The sequence below is a fragment of the Nocardiopsis sp. FIRDI 009 genome (assembly GCF_003386285.1).
Taxonomy (GTDB): domain Bacteria; phylum Actinomycetota; class Actinomycetes; order Streptosporangiales; family Streptosporangiaceae; genus Nocardiopsis.
This window is the reverse complement of the sequence record NZ_QPNC01000016.1, coordinates 169,869-187,962: the sequence shown is the minus strand read 5'-3', so window position 1 is coordinate 187,962 and position 18,094 is coordinate 169,869. Positions and strand designations below refer to the sequence as shown.

12 protein-coding genes are annotated in these 18,094 nt (G+C 74.4%); 3 read left to right on the top strand and 9 right to left on the bottom strand.

Annotated features, from left to right (window positions below):
• Window positions 1-102: 102 nt before the first annotated feature.
• Together DVR05_RS14645 and DVR05_RS14640 are read right to left on the bottom strand one after the other, a co-directional pair.
• Window positions 103-660, bottom strand: a complete 558-nt coding sequence (locus DVR05_RS14645) for a DUF6114 domain-containing protein (protein ID WP_157982444.1) — start codon at window positions 658-660, stop codon at window positions 103-105.
• Window positions 651-1,274 (bottom strand): DUF6230 family protein, encoded by a 624-nt coding sequence (locus DVR05_RS14640; RefSeq protein WP_116246455.1) that lies wholly within the window; start codon window positions 1,272-1,274, stop codon window positions 651-653. The genes DVR05_RS14645 and DVR05_RS14640 overlap by 10 nt, the downstream gene beginning before the upstream one ends.
• A 290-nt stretch (window positions 1,275-1,564) precedes the next feature.
• On the opposite strand from DVR05_RS14640, the gene DVR05_RS14635 reads away from it, so the two are divergent.
• Together DVR05_RS14635 and DVR05_RS14630 are read left to right on the top strand one after the other, a co-directional pair.
• Window positions 1,565-2,233 (top strand): hypothetical protein, encoded by a 669-nt coding sequence (locus DVR05_RS14635; protein ID WP_116246427.1) that lies wholly within the window; start codon window positions 1,565-1,567, stop codon window positions 2,231-2,233.
• A 138-nt stretch (window positions 2,234-2,371) separates the two neighbouring features.
• Window positions 2,372-3,187: a hypothetical protein gene (locus tag DVR05_RS14630; protein ID WP_116246426.1), complete on the top strand. Its 816-nt coding sequence runs from the start codon at window positions 2,372-2,374 to the stop codon at window positions 3,185-3,187.
• 14 nt (window positions 3,188-3,201) lie between these two features.
• Here the strand turns inward: DVR05_RS14630 and DVR05_RS14625 are convergent, their stop codons facing one another.
• The 7 genes from DVR05_RS14625 to DVR05_RS14595 all read right to left on the bottom strand — a co-directional run bounded on the left by DVR05_RS14625 (window position 3,202) and on the right by DVR05_RS14595 (window position 16,311).
• Window positions 3,202-3,603, bottom strand: a complete 402-nt coding sequence (locus DVR05_RS14625; RefSeq protein ID WP_116246425.1) for a spore-associated protein A — start codon at window positions 3,601-3,603, stop codon at window positions 3,202-3,204.
• A gap of 44 nt (window positions 3,604-3,647) precedes the next feature.
• Window positions 3,648-5,303, bottom strand: coding sequence for a serine/threonine-protein kinase (locus DVR05_RS14620; protein ID WP_116246424.1), 1,656 nt, complete (start codon window positions 5,301-5,303; stop codon window positions 3,648-3,650).
• Between the two features lie 178 nt (window positions 5,304-5,481).
• Window positions 5,482-9,885, bottom strand: coding sequence for an FtsK/SpoIIIE domain-containing protein (locus DVR05_RS14615; protein ID WP_116246423.1), 4,404 nt, complete (start codon window positions 9,883-9,885; stop codon window positions 5,482-5,484).
• 98 nt (window positions 9,886-9,983) lie between these two features.
• Window positions 9,984-10,283, bottom strand: a complete 300-nt coding sequence (locus DVR05_RS14610) for a WXG100 family type VII secretion target (RefSeq protein ID WP_116246422.1) — start codon at window positions 10,281-10,283, stop codon at window positions 9,984-9,986.
• 156 nt (window positions 10,284-10,439) lie between these two features.
• A complete protein-coding gene (locus tag DVR05_RS14605; protein WP_116246421.1) occupies window positions 10,440-11,084 on the bottom strand; it encodes a hypothetical protein in 645 nt (214 codons plus the stop codon).
• Window positions 11,085-11,115: 31 nt separating this feature from the next.
• On the bottom strand, window positions 11,116-11,454 hold the full coding sequence (locus DVR05_RS14600) for a hypothetical protein (RefSeq protein ID WP_116246420.1): 339 nt from the start codon (window positions 11,452-11,454) through the stop codon (window positions 11,116-11,118).
• A gap of 30 nt (window positions 11,455-11,484) precedes the next feature.
• Window positions 11,485-16,311 (bottom strand): hypothetical protein, encoded by a 4,827-nt coding sequence (locus tag DVR05_RS14595; protein ID WP_116246419.1) that lies wholly within the window; start codon window positions 16,309-16,311, stop codon window positions 11,485-11,487.
• A gap of 254 nt (window positions 16,312-16,565) precedes the next feature.
• On the opposite strand from DVR05_RS14595, the gene DVR05_RS14590 reads away from it, so the two are divergent.
• Complete coding sequence (locus DVR05_RS14590) at window positions 16,566-18,083, top strand: hypothetical protein (protein WP_116246418.1); 1,518 nt, start codon at window positions 16,566-16,568, stop codon at window positions 18,081-18,083.
• The last annotated feature ends 11 nt before the right edge of the window (window positions 18,084-18,094 follow it).

Sequence of the window (18,094 nt, the reverse complement as noted above, 5' to 3'; positions counted from 1 at the left end):
GTACGTCGCACTCGGGCCGCGTCACGGTCCTTCCCCTCCCCCGGCTCCCCACTGTATGACACAGGCCACACCGAACCCCGGATGGCGCCGGGCGCGGTCGCCCTACGACCCGGCGGACCCGCCGCCGGTTTCGGGGAACCACTGCGCCAACCCGCCGGCGGGGGGCGACGGGCGAGGCGACCGTCGGGGTGAGCGGCGGCGCGCCGTGCCCGTCTCGGCGCCGCCGCGTCCCGTGTCGGCCGACCAGGCGAAGACCAGTGATCCGCCGACGACGCCGAGCAGCATCCCGACGAGGAAACCGCCGAAGTTCGAGGTCGTGAACGAGGCCAGGGCGAGCAGGACCCCGACGGCGCCGTGGAAGGCGTGGTGGTCGGGCCGCGCCCAGCTCAGCAGCCCGTTGACGACCGACAGAGCGCCGATGAGGTAGTGCGAGGAACCGGCGAGCGCCGCCAGGAGGAGCAGGTCGTCGGGGAGCGCCAGCGTCTGCGCGGTGGGGGCGGCCAGGATCTCGGCTCCCGCGGCGACGAGGAACAGGCCGCCCCAGAAGGGACGGCTCCACCGCCAGTGGCGGAATCCGCGCACGGCCGCCCTCCGGCAGCGGCGGAGTCCGCGCGAGGCGGCCTTCGGGACGGCCAGGGGGTGGCGCATGGTCAGAAGCACTCCGGTTGGTCGAATCCGACGGCGAAGTGGGTGTCGGGAAGTCGCAGGCGCGCGGCGGTGATAGCCGCGAGCTTCGACCGCAGGTCGACGAGGCGGAGGGTGTCGGCCTGCTGGCCGAACCCGCCGGGCGGCCCCTGTCCGCCGACCGCCCTGTCCAGGGTGCTGGCGTCCCGGCCGATCTCGACGTTGGTGAACTCCACGTCGGCGGTGAACTCCCGGGCGTCGAACACCACCGAACTGCCCGTCACCGGCTCCTCGTGGCCCGCGGTGATGCGGACCGTGACCGGGCCGAGCGGGGTGTCGAGCAGGGTGGACTGGCACAGACCGTGGAGCTCCATCGACTCCATGGTGGTGACGGCGACGGGGATGCTGGTGCCGTCGACGGTCTGGTCGAAGGAGCCGAACTGGGTGAAGCCCTGGGCGTCCAGGACGTCGGCGGAGACCTTGATCGTGTCCCCCGACACCGCGAAGGCGGCAGCGAGCAGGCCCTGGTAGCCCAGCACGGTGAGCAGCCCCGACGTCGCGAAGGCGGGGAGCGCGATCACCGCGAACCTGCGCCAGCGGGTGCCGCCGCGCGGGGTTCCCCCCGGCGCCCCGTCGACCGTGTCCGCCATGTCCCGCACCTCCGCCGGGCCGTTCCCGTCACGGGGCGGTGACGGGGCCTCCGCCCCGGCGCCGAGGCGCCCCGCCCGCATCGCACGCGCCTGCCCGACACTAACCACGGCGAGAACCGTGGGCAATCTTGTGGACACAGTGAGTCGCGAAGTCGTGGGCGACCGCCAGGAGTGAGAGGGGTGTCACATCGCGGGCCGGGGGCGGAACCGCCCCGGTGCGCGGTGTGTCGGACTCTTCGGGGCGTCCCGGCCGCCCCGGACCCACGAGTCCCGAAGAACGAAGGGAATCCATGACGTTCACCCACACCCGTCTCCCCCTCCTCCCGCTGGGCGCCGCGCTGGTGCTCGCGCTCACCGCGTGCGGCGGCGCCGAGAGCGGCTCGCCGGAACCCGGCGCCGACTCGGCGGACACCACCGAGGAGGCGGCCGACACCCCCGCACCCGACACGAGCGACCTCCACCGGGGCCCGATCCCCGACGCGGCACCGGACATGGACGAGGCCGACCTCCCGCCCGAGCCCGAGGGGTCGGCCCCGCTGAGCGAGCGGATCGCCTGGGAGGCGCTGGAGCGGGTGTCGAGCTTCGCCAACACCACCGACCCCGACGCCGCCTCCACGTGCCCGGACATCGCCGGGGAGGAGGGCGAGTCGGCCACCTGCACGGTCACCTTCCTGGGCGAGGAGTTCGAGTACACCATCGACGTCGAGAGCGGCGGCGTCCTCATCTCCTACACCCCGACGCTGCACGAGGGTCCGGTGGTGCGTGAGGTCGTCGAGGACACGCTGCGTGTACAGACCGAGTCGGAGCAGGTCGCGTGCGACATGGAGGAGGTCGTCAGCGTGGCCCCCGACTCGGAGGGCGTGGCCCGCTGCCGGGCCCTCAACGAGGACCTCGGCGAGGTCCTCGAGTACGACCTCAACGTCGGCGGAGTGGGTACCCTCTCCTTCCCGCAGGTCTGACGGGCGGGGGCCGGGCGCCGCCCGGGGCGGGGCCGTCCGCCTGTACCGGGGCGGACCTCCGTCGTAGGGTGGAGGAAAACCGTCTGTGCCCGGGCCGCGCGGGCGCCCGGGCCGGTTCTCGGACCGGAGGTGGGCACGATGTCCACTCGCACGCGCAACTGGTTCCGGGCGGCCGCCCTGGCCGTCGCCCCGGTGGTGCTGCTGGCCGTGATCCTCTACCACCCGTTCCTGGCGGGCGCCACGCTGTCCTCGGACGTCGTGGCGCAGACGGCGGCGGCCGACGCGACGCGGTGGGCCCTGGCGCACCTGCTGACGGTCGGGGCCCTCGCCCTGTTCGTCCTGGCCTTCCAGGGGCTCCGCGGTCTGCTGCGGGACGCGGGCGAGCAGCAGTGGAGCTTCTTCGCGTTCCCGCTGGTCATCGTGGCCGGTGTGCTCGCCGCCGCGCTGGCGGGGATGGAGGTGGCCGTCGCGGCGGCGCTCCCGACCGGCGCCAGCGCCCTGGCGCTGATGCAGGCCGTGCAGCCGTGGTTCCTGACGCTGCTGGCGGGCGGCTCCCTCGCCTTCCTGCTCGGGTCGCTGGCGTTCGCGGCGGGCGTCCTGCGGACCCAGATCATGGATCGGACGATGACGGTCGTGGTGGCGGCCGCCCTGGCCGTGATGGGCCTGGCCGCGGTGACCCCGTTCCTCGCCGCCCTCTACGTGATCGGCGTCGCCGCGCTGGTGGCCTTCTGGCCGCTGGCCTGGACGACCGTGCGGACCGGAGTGGTCGCGCAGACCGAGGTGGAGGCCGAGGTGGAGGCCGAGGAACCGGAGACCGGGCCGGAGGCCGAGGCGGAGACCGGACCGGAGGCGGAGGAGGGGGAGAAGCCCACCGCCCCGCGTCCCCGCGCCGCCGAGGAGCAGAAGGGCAGGTTCCGGAGCCTCGGACGGCACGGCCTGCGCTCCCACCGCTGACCGCGCCCCGGACCCTAGCTGCAGAAGGTGCCGTTGCGCACGACCCACCGGTCCTGGATGGAACCGCCCCAGTCCACGCACTGACCGGCCGCCGACAGGTACACCGGCCCGGCGTAGGTCTGCCACTGCCCCGGGTCGGTCTGCCACGACGTGCCCGAGCTGAGCTTGAGCGCGGCGTCCATACTGATCGCGCTGCCCGTGCGGTCCCGGACGGTGACCACGCAGTTCTTCCCCTGCGAGGAGTTGTAGGTGATGAACACCGTGCCGCCGGGGAGGTCGGCGCTGCCGAGCACGCCGTACCCGTCCCCGCACTGGCCGCCGTAGCCGGCGGCGGTGGCGGGGGCCGGGGCGGCGACCGCCGCGGTCGCGGCGAGGGCCAGCGCGGCGGCGGCCCCGCGTACGAGGGTCCTGTGCATTGCTCTCCTGTCCGTCCTGTCGGTACCGTCCGCGCGCTCCCCGCCTACCACGGCGGCGTCCCGCTGCCGCTGGTGCGGTGCTGCTCGATCAGCCGGGTGATGGTGACCGTGCCGTCCTCGGCCGTGGTGTAGGTGACCTGCGCCTCGATGGTGCGGCCACCGCTGTTGACGTAGCCGGTCAGCGCCTGGGGGCTGGACGCGACCGTCCCGGAGGCCCCGTTGGCGATCCCTCCGCCCCGGCTCTGACAGAAGCTCCAGGCGCACGTCACCTCGGCCCCGTCGAGCAGCGCGTACCGGGCGGGACCGCCCTCCGGCCGGAAGGCCACCACGTGGGCGCCGGAGGGGCGCTCGCCGCCGACGCTCACCCCGGAGCCGACCGTGGCCATCGCGGTGGTCGTCTCCCCACCGCCGTCGGAGTCGTCGGCCACGTCCTCGTCCTCCTCCCCCTCGGAGGGCTCCGCGGACGGGGAGGCGGACGGCTCCTCGGAGGGTGAGGCGTCCTCGGTGGGCTCCCGGCTCACCGGCCCGGGACGGCGCGCGTCGTCCTCCTCCTCGGCTCCGTCCTCGTCGGAGGGCTGGTCGGGCCCGTCCTCGAACCAGGCCGCGACGGGCAGCGCGTCCCAGTTCCGCGCGACCGCCGCACCGCCCAGTCCCAGAGCGGCGAGGACCACCAGCACCGCCGCCCCGGCGCCGACGAGGGTGAGGACGCGGCGCCCGGACCCCGACCCTTTCTCCGGGGCCACGGTGAACGGGCGTTCGGGGGCGGTCTGCACCCCGGTCCAGTGGTCCTCGACCAGGGCGGCCACGGCTCCGCCCGCCGACGCGGCGTCGGGCAGGGGGGCGATCGACCGCCCGGGGTTGCCGACCGCGATCACGCCGTTGACCAGCTCCATCGAGGTCGGGCGGTCCTCCGCCCGCTTGCTCAGGGCGCGTGCGGCCAGGTCGGCGAGGGGGCCGGTGAACCCGGCGGTGTCGGGCTCGCCGCTGATCACCCGGTGCGCCACGGCGGCGGGGTCGCCCGAACCGAACGGGGGGCGGCCGGTCGCGGCGTAGGAGACGAGCGCGCCCCAGGCGAAGACGTCGTCGGCGGTGCTGGCGGGCCTGCCCTGGTAGTGGTCGGGGCTGATCCATCCGGGCGACCCCATGACGGCGCCGGTGCGGGTGAGCGCGGTCTGGTCGACCGCGCGGGCCACGCCGAAGTCCAGGACCCGGGGCCCCTCGGACGAGAGGACGATGTTGGCGGGTTTGAGGTCGCGGTGGATGACCCCGGCCGCGTGGATCTGCGCGAGGGCCTCGGCGACACCGGCGGCCAGCCCGAGCAGGAGCCGCTCGTCCAGGGCGCCGTGCTTGCGCATGTAGGCGCTGAGGGTGAGCCCCCGCACGAGCGGGGTGACCAGCCAGGGGCGTTCGGCGTCGGTGTCGGCCGCGAGCAGCGGCACGGCGCAGGCGCCGCCGACCTGGCGCAGCAGGTCGACCTCGCGTGCGAAGCGGGCGCGGAACTCGGAGTCGGCGGCGTACTCGGCGTGGATGAGCTTGACGGCGACCAGCTCACCGAGCTGGTCCCGCGCGGCGTACACGACACCCATACCGCCCGCCCCCAGGCGGGCGATCGGCCGGTAGGGGCCGATCCTGGCCGGGTCGGAGGGCGTCAGGTCACTGGCCGTCGTGGGCAGGTTGACGGACGAGGGGGTTGCGCTCACTGGGGACGGGTCCTGGTTCGGATGGGGCGGGTGGAGAGGGAAGCGGCGCCCGGGGCAGGGGCGGGCCGGGAGGGTCGTGCCGGTATCAGGGATATTAGAGCGTCCCGAACCGGGGCCGGGCCGGGAGGGGGCGGCCGGTCACGGCTCGGGGCCGGGACGCCCACGGGTCCGGCGGCGCTCACGGGTGGGGCACCTTGACCTGCTGGATGCGGCCGTCGCCGAGGTGCAGGTAGGCGGTGCCCGGGGTCAGCCGGGGACTGGGCACGCCCTTGGGCAGCCGCAGCCCCAGCACCTCGCCGTCGGCCTGGCTCTGCGGCGACAGCAGCGCCCCCACGCGGTTGCGCTTGAGGTGCACGTGCCAGCCGTTGAACCCGCCCTGGAGCGCCTCGTTGGTGCCCGCCGCGACGATCCCCCAGCCGGGGCCGACCATGCCGCGGGCGATACGCGTGAACTCCTTGCCCAGGTCGCTGTTGAGCAGCAGCTCCGCGTCGTCGACCAGCACCGCCGCCGTGTCCCCCTCGAACCTGCCCAGCGCCTCGTGCAGCTGCGACAACTTCGGCTCGGCCGCGTCGACCACGGCCCGCACGCCCGGGTGGGTGCGCAGGTCCCTCAGGCGCGACCCGCGCGGGGTGACGAGCAGCAGCTCGGTCCCGGCCTCCAGCAGGGACATGCCCATGGTGGTGAGCATGCTGGAGCGGCCCGACTGCGGCGGCCCGCTGACCAGGAAGGTCGGCACACGCGACAGGTCGGCGCTGACCGCGGACAGCTCGTTGCCGCCCACCCCCAGCAGCATGGAGAGCGGCCGGGCGGGCTCGGTGCGGTACCGGGCCATGTCCGCGTAGCCGATCCGGTCGGGCAGGACGTCGACGCGGAAGGGCCGCGGCCCGGCCCCGGCCTGGGGGCGGCGGGCCACGTAGTCGGCGACGCGCCCCACCTCGGTCGCCTGCGCGGCGCCCTGGAGGTTCCTGGTCAGGAGCGCGATCTGCACCTCCAGGGCGTCGCCCGCGCGGAAGGCCCGGCCGTCCGGGACCTCCTCGGGCAGGTCCCGGTGGTTGATCCCCGCCGCGCCGTAGTCGCCGCGGTCGTTGCAGCGCAGGACCAGCAGCTCCTCGGTGGTGGAGGAGTACTTGGTCCGGGTGAGGACCCGGTCGCCGGTGGCGATGACGTGCAGGCCCACGCCCGCGCCGTCGCGCATCAGGGTGGTGACGTCCTCCACGAGGGCGCCGTAGTTGTACTCGCCGAAGGTCTGCTCGAAGGCGTCCAGGCGGTCGATGAACAGCACGACGTGGGCCGGTCGCTCGGCGGCGGGCAGGGCCGCGCGCAGCTCCTCCAGGTCGGCGGCCCCGTGCGCGGCCAGCAGCTTCTGCCTGCGGTCGAGCTCCTCCCCGATCAGGCCGAGCAGGCGCACGACCCGCTCGCCCTGGGTGCGCTGGGCGACCGCCCCGCAGTGCGGCAGCCGCTCCAGCGGCAGCAGGGCGCCGTTGCCGCAGTCCAGCCCGTACATGTGCACGTCGGTGGGGTGGTGGGCCAGGGCGAGGGAGGCGGCGATCGTCCGCAGGGTCTGGGAGCGCCCGGAGCGCCCGGAGCCCATGACGTGCAGGTGCCCGGTCCTGGCCAGGTCGAGCGTGTACGGGAACTGGCGCTGCTGGGAGGGGACGTCGACCAGGCCGACCGGCGCGGGCCGGATCCGGCCGGGCTCGGCGGCGGGCGGACGGCCGCGCAGCAGGTCGGACAGGGTGAGCGTGGTGGGCAGGGCGGGCAGCCAGGGGCTGGGCTGGCGGCGCGCCCCCATCCGCTCGGCGGCCTCCTGCACCGCGGAGACCAGGACAGTCAGGTCGGTGACCTCGACGTCCCCGGTTTCGGACCGGTCCTCGGCGACGGTCGGCGCGGGCAGGGCCAGGTCCGACCACTTGACCGGGTGCACGACCGGGTCGGAGGCGTCGGCGGCGGCCACGACGCGGCGACCGCCGACCCGCCCGGACTGGAACGGCAGCAGGGAGGCGTGGCCGAGCCGGGCGTAGGCGCGGCCGGGCGTGTCGATGCCGATGTGCGCGGCGTCCTGGGCGTCGATGACGTCGCGGCTCTCGCTCTCGTCGGTCATCCGCAGGGCGATGCGCAGGTTGGTGTTGGCGCGGATGTCGTTGGTGACCACGCCGCCGGGGCGCTGGGTGGCCAGCACCAGGTGGATGCCGAGCGAGCGGCCCCGCTGGGCGATGTTGACCAGGCCCTTGACGAAGTCGGGCAGTTCGCGCGCCATGGACGCGAACTCGTCGATGACCAGCATCAGGCGGGGCATCTGCGGCATGCGCGGGTCGCGGTCGAGCAGTTCGAGGTAGTCCTCGATGTCCTTGGCCCCGGCCTTGGCCAGGATGCGCTCACGCCGGTGCAGCTCGGCGCCGAGGGAGACCAGCGCCCGGCCGACCAGGTGGGTGTCCAGGTCGGTGACCATGCCGACGGTGTGCGGCAGGTCGACGCAGTCCTTGAACGCGCTGCCGCCCTTGTAGTCGACGAGCACGAAGGACATCGACTCGGGGCGGTTGACCGCCGCCAGCGAGGCCACGAGGGTCTGGAGCAGCTCGGACTTGCCGGAACCGGTGGTACCGGCGATGAGCGCGTGCGGTCCGTCGCGGCGGATGTCCACGGCGAAGGGGCCGTCCAGGCCCAGGCCGAGGGTGGCGACGGTGCTGCGGCCGCCGCCCGCCCAGTGCGCGGCGATGGCCTCGCCGGTCGGCGGCTCCAGGCCGATGACGTCGAGCAGCCGGGCGCTGCGCGGCAGGGAGCCGCCGCTCTCGCCGACGCTGCTGTCGCGCAGGGGGGCCAGCGCGCGGCCCAGGCGGTCGGCCCACGCGGCGGAGGGGACGTCGGGGCGCACGTCCTCGACGTTGTCGTAGGAGGTCCGGCGCAGCCGCATGCCGTGCGGGGTGATGCTGACGACCGCCTGGCACTCCTCGGGCAGCAGGCGCTCGTCGGCGTCCAGGCACAGGACGTAGATCCCGGCCTCGGGCCCCTCGCGCAGCAGCTGCACCACGCCGGGCAGGGAGCGGATGCGGCGGGCTCCGTCGAGCACCACCACGATCGCGGGGTCGTCCCCCGCGCCGTCGCGGCGCGCCTTGGTGCGCGCCTCCAGGATGACGAGGAGCTCGGAGATGCGGCGGGCGCAGGTGGTGGCGTCGATGCCCATCCGGCTCAGGGAGAGCTGCGGCGTCTCCGAGCGCAGGTGCGGCAGGTAGCGGGTCCACCGCCAGCGGTCGTGGTCGCCCTCCATCGACAGCAGGTACAGGTGCAGTTCGGCCGGGCTGTGCAGGGCGGTGAGCTGGGCGACGAGCCAGCGCTCCAGGGCGTGTGCGCCCTCGCCGCTCCCGGCCACGCCCACGACGCCGTTGTCCCGCACCGACACGCTCACGGGCACGTCGCGCATGTCCCACGTGACGTCCCTGCGGTGCTCGTCCTTGGTCGGGTCGGTGAGCACCACCTGGGAGGGGATGCTCCCGGTGCCCACGCGCAGCTGGGTGAAGTCGTCGTCGGTCCGGCGCCGCTCCCACAGGCGCGAACGCGGGCCGGTCGCCAGCAGGAGGACGGCGGCCGGGTCGGGGCAGGTGTCGCGGAAGCGGCGCTGCTCGGCGACGAGGGCGTCGCGGGCGTCCCTGGTGACCCGCTCGGTCTTCTCCTCGAACTCCGCGAGCTGCTTGTCGTAGCGCGCCTTGCTGGTCCGGCGCTGCATGATCTGCGTGAAGGCCACCGAGATCGGCGCGAGCAGACCGAAGAGCAGCATCTGCGGGCGGTCCATGATGAGCGCGCCGCCGACCGCCATGGTGATCGGGATGAGGATCATCAGGAGCAGCTGCGCGATCGGCCGTTCCGGCGGCTCGGGCGGGCTGGGCAGTTTGAACTTCGTCTTGGTCGGGGCGGGGTGCAGCCGGGGCGGCCGGTTGTAGTCCAGACCGGTCCCGTCCTCGGAGGGCACCACGGAGGCGTCCGCGCGGTGGTTGGGCCACACCTCGAACAGGGTCCCGCCGAGGGTGAGCTGCTCGCCCTGGGGCCACTCGGTGCCGGGGTCGACGGGGTCGCCCTCCAGCGCGCACCCCGCGCCACCGCTCGTGGACAGGACGGTGACGGTGCCGTCGGGCGTGACCCGGATCCGCGCCCAGTACCCGTCGGCGTCCACGGCCAGGACGGCGACCTCGTCGTCCCCGACGACGTAGTCGCCCGGGTCCAGCCGCACGACGCGCCCGGCGTCGGGCCCGGAGACCACCCGGACCTCCACCACGCCGGGCGGCTCCCCCTTGACCTCGGCCGGGGCGCCCACCCCGATGACCGACCCGTCCAGGACACCGGCGTCGGCCAGGGTCGTGTCCGGCGCGAGCGGCCGGTCCCCGACGAAGAGCGGCACCTCCTGCCCCGGGGCGCGGGGGACGGTGCGCACGACGGGGTCGATCACCTCGGCCAGCTGGTGCACCGTGGCGCCCGGGTCGGCGTCGACGAGGACGTCCAACCGCAGCGCGGAGGAGGCCACGGGGGCCGAGCCGTCCGGCCCGTGCCCGGACGGGCCGGTGGCGGGTGTCGCGGTGAAGAGGAGGCGCACGGTGGGTACTGCTCCCGGTCGTTCGTCGTCGGGGGATGGGGTGGGGGCGGTCGGCGACCGCCCCCGGCCACGTGTCGCGGGGGTCAGCCGTCGCGGGGTCAGCCGTTGCGGAGGCCCTCACCGAGCTTGTCGTCGGTCTCGCTGAAGGTGGTGCCGACCTGCTTGACGTACTTGGCGATGCCCTCCAGGCCCTGGTTCACGCTCTCGAACCCGGACTGGAACTCCTCGAAGAACGGACGGAAGTGCTTCTCCGCTGCGGGGGTGCTGTACCCGTCGGCGATGAGGCCGTCGATGCGGCTCTTGATGCCCTCCAGCCGCTCCTGGAACTCGTTGAAGTCCTGGGTGAGGGAGCCCGAGGCCTCTTCGGTCTTGTCGCTGTCGACGTTGTACGCGGGCATGTGTCTCTCCTCGTGTGTCGGATCCCGTTCCGGACGGGGGTCGTCGGACCGGCCGGGTCCCCGGCGTGGACCGCGGGCGCTCCCGCGCCGGTCCATTGTCGTGGATGCGGGGGTGAACGTGGTCGACGGACCCGATCACCACCGGGTCCTCCCAGGTCAGGACTTCGGCGCCGGTTCCTCCCAGAAACGGGCGGTACCGGTGATGGCGTCGAAGAGGTCCAGGACCTCCTCGGCCTCCCGGGAGTTGGGGCTGGTGCAGCTGACCATGAGGCGTTTGTCCAGGCCGGGGACCTCGAACGCGGTGTGCATCACCACCGACCGGACGATGGCGTCGTCCGTGTCGTGGTCGGTGACGCCGAACACGCGACCGCACAGCCCGAGCCCGGTGTGGGTCAGGTCGGCGGCGACCTTGCGCAGCCAGGTGCCCTCGCGGGCGGTCGCCGAGGCGGGGTGGACGTTCTCGACCATGCGGACGGGCTCCAGGGTCTGGTCGCCGCTTCCGGAGGGGAAGACGAAGACGCACACCGTGGCCATGAAGAAGCCGTCGTCGTACTCCTCGAAGACCCCCGCGGCGGACAGCAGACCGGCCCCGACGGCGTCGTTGGTGACCCGGGCGATGTCGCTGAACAGCTCGTTGAGGGCGCTCATCTCCTCGGGCCGGTTGCCGTACTGCTCCACGGCCCGGGCGCGCATCCGGGCGAGCGCGTCGCCGGAGAGGTCGTACTGCTGCCAGTGACCGGGGATGTCGAGGTCGAACCCGATCACGTACTCCGGGGCGTCCTCCTCGAAGAGGTAGGGCATGGCGGTGTGTCTCCTCGTCGCTGCCGCGCCGTCAGACGGCGACCGGGCCGGGCCCCGGGGGCGGGGGCGGCGTGTCGTCCTTGTTCTCCGACAGGCTCCTGCCCAGCTCCTCGTCGGCCTGCTCGAAGGTGTCGATGACCGGGGTGAGGGCCTGGAGCAGGGCGCCCAGGTCCTCGGCCTGGCGCTCGTAGTTCTTCTTGCAGTCCTCGCCGTACTCCTTGGCCTTGTCGACCACCGTGTCGGGACCGATGTCCTCGGCCCTGTCCTGCGGGCTCTCCACGTCCTCGTCGGCGAAGGCGTTCCGGATGCGGATGAGGGACCGCTCCATCTCGCGCAGCGCGTCGATGTCGATCTTGACGATCCTGGCCATGGGTACTCCCTCCTCGGTCGGGGACCGGTGCTAGTCCCGGTCGGTCAGTCCGTCCCAGACCTCGCCTGAGACGTGGGTGACTCCGTCCCAGGCCCGGCCGGTGATGTCGGTCAGTCCGTCCCGGATCTCGCCCGCGTCGTGCGTCACCTCGTCGTGCAGCTCGTCGTGTTCCCCTTGCAGGGACTTCTTCTGGTCCAGGGCCGCGGCGTGGAGGGCCTCCAACCGCGCCAGCTCCTCCGGACGGTCCCCCGCCTTCCTGGCGTCGTCCATCGCGTCCTCGATCTCCGGGATCAGTTCCTCCTTGAGGAAGTCGATCCTGGCGGTGCGGTCGGCCACCGCGTCGGTGCCGTCGACCTCGTCCTCGTAGTACTCGTTCATGTAGTCGTCGCGCCACATGTTGCGCGCCGCCTGGTGGCTCATCTCGTTGGTGAAGGCCACGGCGCCGGACGGCAGGTCCGAGGTGTCGCCGAGCCGACCTTCGGACAGCCCCTTGGGCGCCGCCGTCCCCAACTGCGCGACCGCCTGGACGAAGTCGGCGGTCTGGATGCCCGCGGCGTCCTCCCCGATCCAGAAGTGCTCGGCGATCAGACCGCCGGTGACGTTGAGGGCGTTCTTGAAGAGGGTGTCGAGCATCGCGTTGAACGAGGCGCGGAGGGAGTCGGGCATCGGACGCACCGGCGCGTCGCCGCCCCCCGGGTCGCCCCCGCCCCGTCGGTCACCGCCGGAAGGGGCGTCGCCGTCCTGACGTGTCGCGGGCGCACCCGTGTCGGGGTCGGGGCGGGTCGTGGGGATGTCCACACGCTGCTGATCGCCGTCCGGGGTGGTGACCCGGACCTCCCTGTCGGTGATGCGAAGGTCGGGGCGGCCGTCGCCGCCGTCCACGCGCACACCGCGCCGACCGTCGCGGACCGTCGTACCGTTCCCGTCGTCCACCTCGTTGCGACCGGACCGCGTCTGACTGCCCCGGACGTCGCCGTTCCGGTACTCGACGTCGTCCGGGTTGCGCGTGACGTGCGGCGTGCGCGACATGTCGTCGGGCGAACGGACGATGATCTCGTTGTCCGGGTGGGTGGACGCGCCCATGCTCCCGTCGGGGGTGGTCTCCACGCGCCAGCCCGGCGGGACGCGGCCCGCGTCGCCCGCGGTCTCGCCCATGCGGAGCGGGACGGACTCGGGGGTGTCCGGGCTCGGTCCGCGCATGGTGGTGCCGTCGGGGCGCACGTCGATCGTACGGCCGCCGCCGTCCCGGACGGTCTGGTTCGACCCGGACGGGACGTCCGCGGTGACCTCGTCGCCCCTCGTGCGGACGGTGACACCGGAGTCCGTGGAGACGTGGCCCTCCGCGCCCGAGTGCCTGGCGACGGGACCGCCCGACGTGGTCCTCGTCTCCGCGCTCCCGAATCCGTCGGAGGTGACCTCCGTGCGCAGCGAGCCGTCGCCGACGTGGGAGCCCCGCTCGGTGCTGCCCGCGTGGACGCCGCCGGGGGCGTTGGCGGTCACCCCGTCGGGGTCGGAACCGATCCGGTGCAGATCGGTGGACATCTCGGTGGAGACCCTGCCGCCGGGCTCGTCGGGCTGCCGGGTGGTGACCTGGAGCCGGTCCCCGCGGGCGTCCGGGGGCGCGCTGACCGAGACCTCGCCGTCGCGCGAGGTGGTGACGGACCAGCCCCGCGGGTGGTCCGGGTGTCCCGACGGGATGTCCACGCGCACCGTCGGGTCGGAGTCCGACGTGACCGTGATCCGGTTCCCGCCCATGTCCAGGGTGAACGAGAACGGTGTGTCGTCCGCGTGCGCGGGCGAACCACCCGTCCCGGGGTCCGGGCGCAGCGGTGGGTAGGGGCCGCGGGGGCGCCCGTCCATCGTGTAGGAGCGCGCCGAGCCGTCCGGACCGCGGACCTCGATCGTGTCCTGGCCGCCGCTCCGGCCGAGCCAGACGCCGGAACCGTCCTGGTTCACGACCTGCCCCGGCCAGGTCTGGGTGCCGCCGACCCGTACGTGCCCGTCAGCGCCCAGGGTCGCGTGCGGGGTGGTCGTCGGGTTGTCGGTGATGACGTCGGCACTGCCGTCCCCGCGGATCTGAGCCCCGGAGCCCGCGCCGATCGCCGTGCCCTGGCCGTCGCGGCTCTGCCGCAGGTCGACGCCCCGGGACTCGTCGGTGACCCGGACCGAGTCCGGACCCGCCTCGACGCGGCTTCCGTGCGCGTCCAGGGTGGCGGTGTCGGTTCCCCGGTCGTAGCCCTGTGCGGCGCCGTCCCCGCTGTCGACCCGGTAGCCGTCGCCGCCGACCTCCGTGGTCCGTCCGGACCGGGGGTCGGTCACGGTCGTACGCGGTGTGGCGCCGGGCTCGCCCTCGGGGCGGCTGACGTGCGGGCCGTCGTTGAAGCGCAGGTCGACGGCTCCGTCGCCGCTGTGGATGATCTGGGCGGCGCCGTCCCGGGACTGGTTGACCGTGAGGCCGTCGTCCGTGCGGATGGTGGCGCCGTCCCGGCCGCGGTAGGCGAAGACGTCGCCGTCCCGGGTCGGGACGCGCACCTCGCCCGGGTGGTCGGCGTGTCCGGGGCGGTCGGAGCCGCCGGAGCTGTAGGAGGGGCCGGGGTCGCCGCCGGGGCCGGTCAGGTCGATGGTGCCGGGCCGGCCGCGCCCGCCGTTGTCGACGGCGACCGAGGCGCCGTCCGCGTTCGTGACCTGGAAGCCGTTGTCCTGACGCTGGACCGAGGTGCCGTTGACGGTCACGCCGTCGGGGCTGACGTTCATCGTGTAGTCGCCGCCGTCCGCGGGGTAGCGGTAGGTGACGTTCGGCTGCCCGTCGGGACCCGCGACGGTGCGGTACTCGCCGCGAGCGCCGCGGACGTCGACGCGGTCGCCGGTCGGGGTCGGAGCGTCGTTCGGCGTGGTCGCGTCCGAGGCGTCGGCGGTGTCCGGGTTCGGGGTGGATCGGTCCCGCTCGGGGGTGGGCGCCGGGCCGTCGGTGCCGGTCCGTCCGTCGGCCGGGTTCCGGTGGTGCGTGGGAGCCGTGCCCTCGGGGCCGTCGACGCCACGCTGACCGGACGAGTCCGGGTCCGGGTCCTCGATCTGGCTCCGGGACCGCGTGGGAAGGTTTCCACCGTTTCCGCCCGGCCCGCTCCGCGTGGCGGCCACGCCGTCCTCGCCCAGGCCGTCGTACCGGTCGGGGTCGGGGGCGTCGGCCGCGTGGGACCGGGGCGTGTCACCGGCGCCGGAACCCGGGTCACCGTCCGTCCGGGAGGAGGAGCCGTCACCGCCGGACCGGATGGACGGGGTGTCGCCGCCCGCCTGGGTGGAACCCGTGTCGCCGCCGTCGGCGGGGGTCGGTCCGGTGTCCCCGGCGGTCTGGGCCGGAGTGGGGTCGGCGGTCTGCGTGTCACCACCGGTCTGGGCCGGGGTCGGGTCCCCGGAGGAGCCGAGGTTCGCGGCCTGGAAGGTCTGCGGGTCGCCGCCCGCCTGGGTCGGGGTCGTGCCACCGGCGTCCGCTGGCGGAGTCGAACCGTCCCCGGAGCCCGGCGTGGCCGGGTCGTCCCCGGAACGCGGCGTACCGGTCTCGCCCGCGGCCGCCGGGCCGTTCCCGCCCCCGCCGTCGGAACCGTCGCGCCCACCGCCCGGAGGGGAGCCGCTGTCACCGGCCGGACCGGTGGAGGCGGGAGCCCCGCCGCCGTCGTTCCCGGTCGGGAGATCGACGTCCGGTGCGTCGACGCCGTCGCCGCCCGAACCGACGAAGGGCAGTCCGTGCGTCTTGAGGCCGCTCGCGGCGGCGGCGGGGAGGTTGGTCGCGGCGGCGCCGATGAGCTCGTTCCTGAGGCTGATGTCCTCCCAGCTCGTGCCACCGGCCATCTGGACCGCGATCGAGGAGCCCATGCCGACGGCGGTGTCCTTCGTCCCGGTGATCGCGATGTCCGCCGCCAGGTTGCTGCTCCGGGCGTCCGACACCTTGGACGTGACCTTGCCGACCTTGGTCGACACCGTCTGCACCGCCCTGCTGTCGCGGACCGCGGCGGCGGTTCTCGACACCCCCCGCCCGACCGGACCGGACGCCCGGCCCGCGGCGCCCGCGACCCGGGAGACGGCCCGGCCGCCGCGCAGGAGCACACCGCCCGGGATCAGCGACATGGCGTCGAGGCCGAGGGTGAGGACGGTCTCCATGTTGAAGCCGAGCTTGCCCTCGCGATGGAGCGTGGCGGCGCTGATGGCGAGAACCGCGAAGGCGAGCGCGATGCCGAGCCCGGGGACGAAGATCGCGGCGATACCGGCGACCACCATGATCGCGGCGTAGATGAGGGGGTTCTCCTCCACCCACGTGACGATCGCGTCCAGCCAGCCCCACAGCTTGTTCGGGTCGCCCTGCTTGGCGTCCTCCAGCGCGTTCTTGGCGGTCTCGGCGGCCTCGTCGAGCTCGTCGGTGACCCGCTTGAGCCATCGGACGTACTCGTCGCGCAGCGGGTCGTCCCCGCCCTCGCCGTCCGCCCACGCGCCCCGCTCGTCGGCCGCCAGACCGTCGTAGGCGCTCGCCGCGAGGCGGGCGACGGTCTCGCTGTCGCTCCTGGCGGTGTCCAGGGCCTCCGCCCACGCCTCCAGGGCCTTGTAGCCCTTCTCGTAGGCGGTGTGCGCCTTGTCCAGGTGCGAGGGGAGCTCCTTGACGAGCTCCTGGAGGGCCTCGACGGTCCTGCCCTCGCCCAGCTGGTCCTTGTCGAGCCTGCGCAGGTCGGCGGCGGCCTGGTCGGCGGCGTCGGCCAACCGCTCGTAGAACCGTTTGAGGGAGCGCGCCTCGTAGCCGGTCCACGGCACCGGGTCCCCGGGCTGGTCGAGGAGATTCCAGCGGAGATGGTCGCGGTGGTACGTCGCCACGTTCCGTGATACTCGCTTTCCGGGTCCGAGAACGGCGCGAATCGGTGGTGGACACACGGGACCGGGTGTGACGCGCCGAGGGGCTCGCGAGGGCCGATGCCTCGGGAGGGGTGCGAATTCGACATCATAGACTCGCACGCCCCAGAGTGAACAGACGCCTCCACAGGGAGCGGAGTTGCGCGAACTCGGCAAAATCTTCTGGTGCGGCCTCCTCGAAACCCCCTGACCAGCGACGTCACCCACAGGAGAGAGCAGTGACCCTGATCGCGGCGGCACGACCCCCGGCGCCTCCGTCGGCCACCAGGCGGGCACTGCGTGCCGCGTCGGCCCTCGTCACCGGCACCGCCCTCGCCGCGGCCCTCCTCATGACGGCCGCGGGACCCGCGCACGCGGACACCACGACCGGAGGCGCCACGGGAACCGACGCCACGACCGGCACCGGGGCGGCGACCTACGACATCTGCCCGGAGGTGTACTACTACGTCGTCCCGGAGGGCTCCCCCGGTCTGGAGGCCATCGCCGACCTGATCCTGGGCGACCCCGAACGCGCCGACGAGATCTACGAGCTCAACGCCGGGCGCGCCCAGGCCGACGGCGGCGCTCTCGGCGAGGACCGCGTCGTCCGCCCCGGATGGCGGCTCGTGGTCCCCTTCGACTCCGGCGGCGACGGCGTCTACGAGGGCCGCGACCCCCTGTGCGTCGTCGCCGTCGACCAGGCCAACGCCCTGGGCCTGGCCCCGCCGAGCCCGCCCCCGGCGCCGCCCGCCTACACCCCGCCGCCCTCCGAGGAGCCCACGGAGGAGGTCACCGACCTCACCCCCCGGGAGGACGAGTCGAGGGTCGACCCCAGGCTCCTCGGCGCGGGCGCGGCCGGTCTGGTCCTGCTGACCCTGCTCACGCTCTTCTGGCAGCCGGTCCTGGCCGCCCTCGCCTGGCCGTTCCGCAGGCTCGCCGCGCTGCCGTGGCGCAGACCGAGGAAGCCCCGCGCCGCGCGGGCCGCCTCCGCCGCCAGGGAGCGCCGCGCCGCGACCGAGATGATCGCCGCCGACCCCGGCGCCGCCAGCCGCGCGGGAGCGGCCCACGCCGACCTGCTCGCCGCCGCGACGGACGGTCCCGTGCGCCCCGTGGCCCTGCTGACCTCGGCCACGGAGACCACCGCCGTCGTACCCGCCGGGTCGACGCCGCCGTCGGTGTCCTGGCGGGTCGTGGACGCCACGACCTGGCGTCAGGGCGGCGGTCGGGGTCCGGCCGCGCCCGTCCACTTCGGCACGGCCGCACTGACCTCCGTGGGGACCGCGGTCCGGGGCGTGCTGGTGTGCCTGGGCAGGCAGGAGGGCACGGACATGCTCGTCCACCTGGACTTCACCCGTCTGCGCGGCCTGCTGGCGGTCGGCGGCGACGAGCACCTGGCGGCGGACACGGTGCGCGTGGTCGCGGACCAGCTGCACGCCGCCGGACTGACCGTCCGGGTGCTCAAGCCCGGCCGCCCGCTGCACGCGCTGGTCCCGGACACCATCCCGACCGTGGTGGCGCCCGACCCCGTCCAGGGGGTGGACCCCGGCCCCGAGCGGCCGGAGGTGGTGTTCGTGCCGCGTCCGCTCGGCCCCGCCGACGAGCACGTCCTGACCAACCTGCCGCCGCACATGATCGTGGTCGCCCCCGGCACCTCGCGCACCGCCCGCTGGCAGTGGGAGGCGCACGAGGACGGCACGGTGGACACCGGGGCGCTCGGGCTCAGGGTCGTCGTCCGGTTGCCCGAGCGGCGCGCCTGACCCGCGGCGGG

Excerpts from the sequence above, each read along its gene's own strand:
- DVR05_RS14640 (WP_116246455.1), bottom strand. The coding sequence starts at position 1,274 with ATGGCGGACACGGTCGACGGGGCGCCGGGGGGAACCCCGCGCGGCGGC.
- DVR05_RS14635 (WP_116246427.1), top strand. The coding sequence starts at position 1,565 with ATGACGTTCACCCACACCCGTCTCCCCCTCCTCCCGCTGGGCGCCGCG.
- DVR05_RS14630 (WP_116246426.1), top strand. The coding sequence starts at position 2,372 with ATGTCCACTCGCACGCGCAACTGGTTCCGGGCGGCCGCCCTGGCCGTC.
- DVR05_RS14625 (WP_116246425.1), bottom strand. The coding sequence starts at position 3,603 with ATGCACAGGACCCTCGTACGCGGGGCCGCCGCCGCGCTGGCCCTCGCC.
- DVR05_RS14610 (WP_116246422.1), bottom strand. The coding sequence starts at position 10,283 with ATGCCCGCGTACAACGTCGACAGCGACAAGACCGAAGAGGCCTCGGGC.
- DVR05_RS14605 (WP_116246421.1), bottom strand. The coding sequence starts at position 11,084 with ATGCCCTACCTCTTCGAGGAGGACGCCCCGGAGTACGTGATCGGGTTC.
- DVR05_RS14600 (WP_116246420.1), bottom strand. The coding sequence starts at position 11,454 with ATGGCCAGGATCGTCAAGATCGACATCGACGCGCTGCGCGAGATGGAG.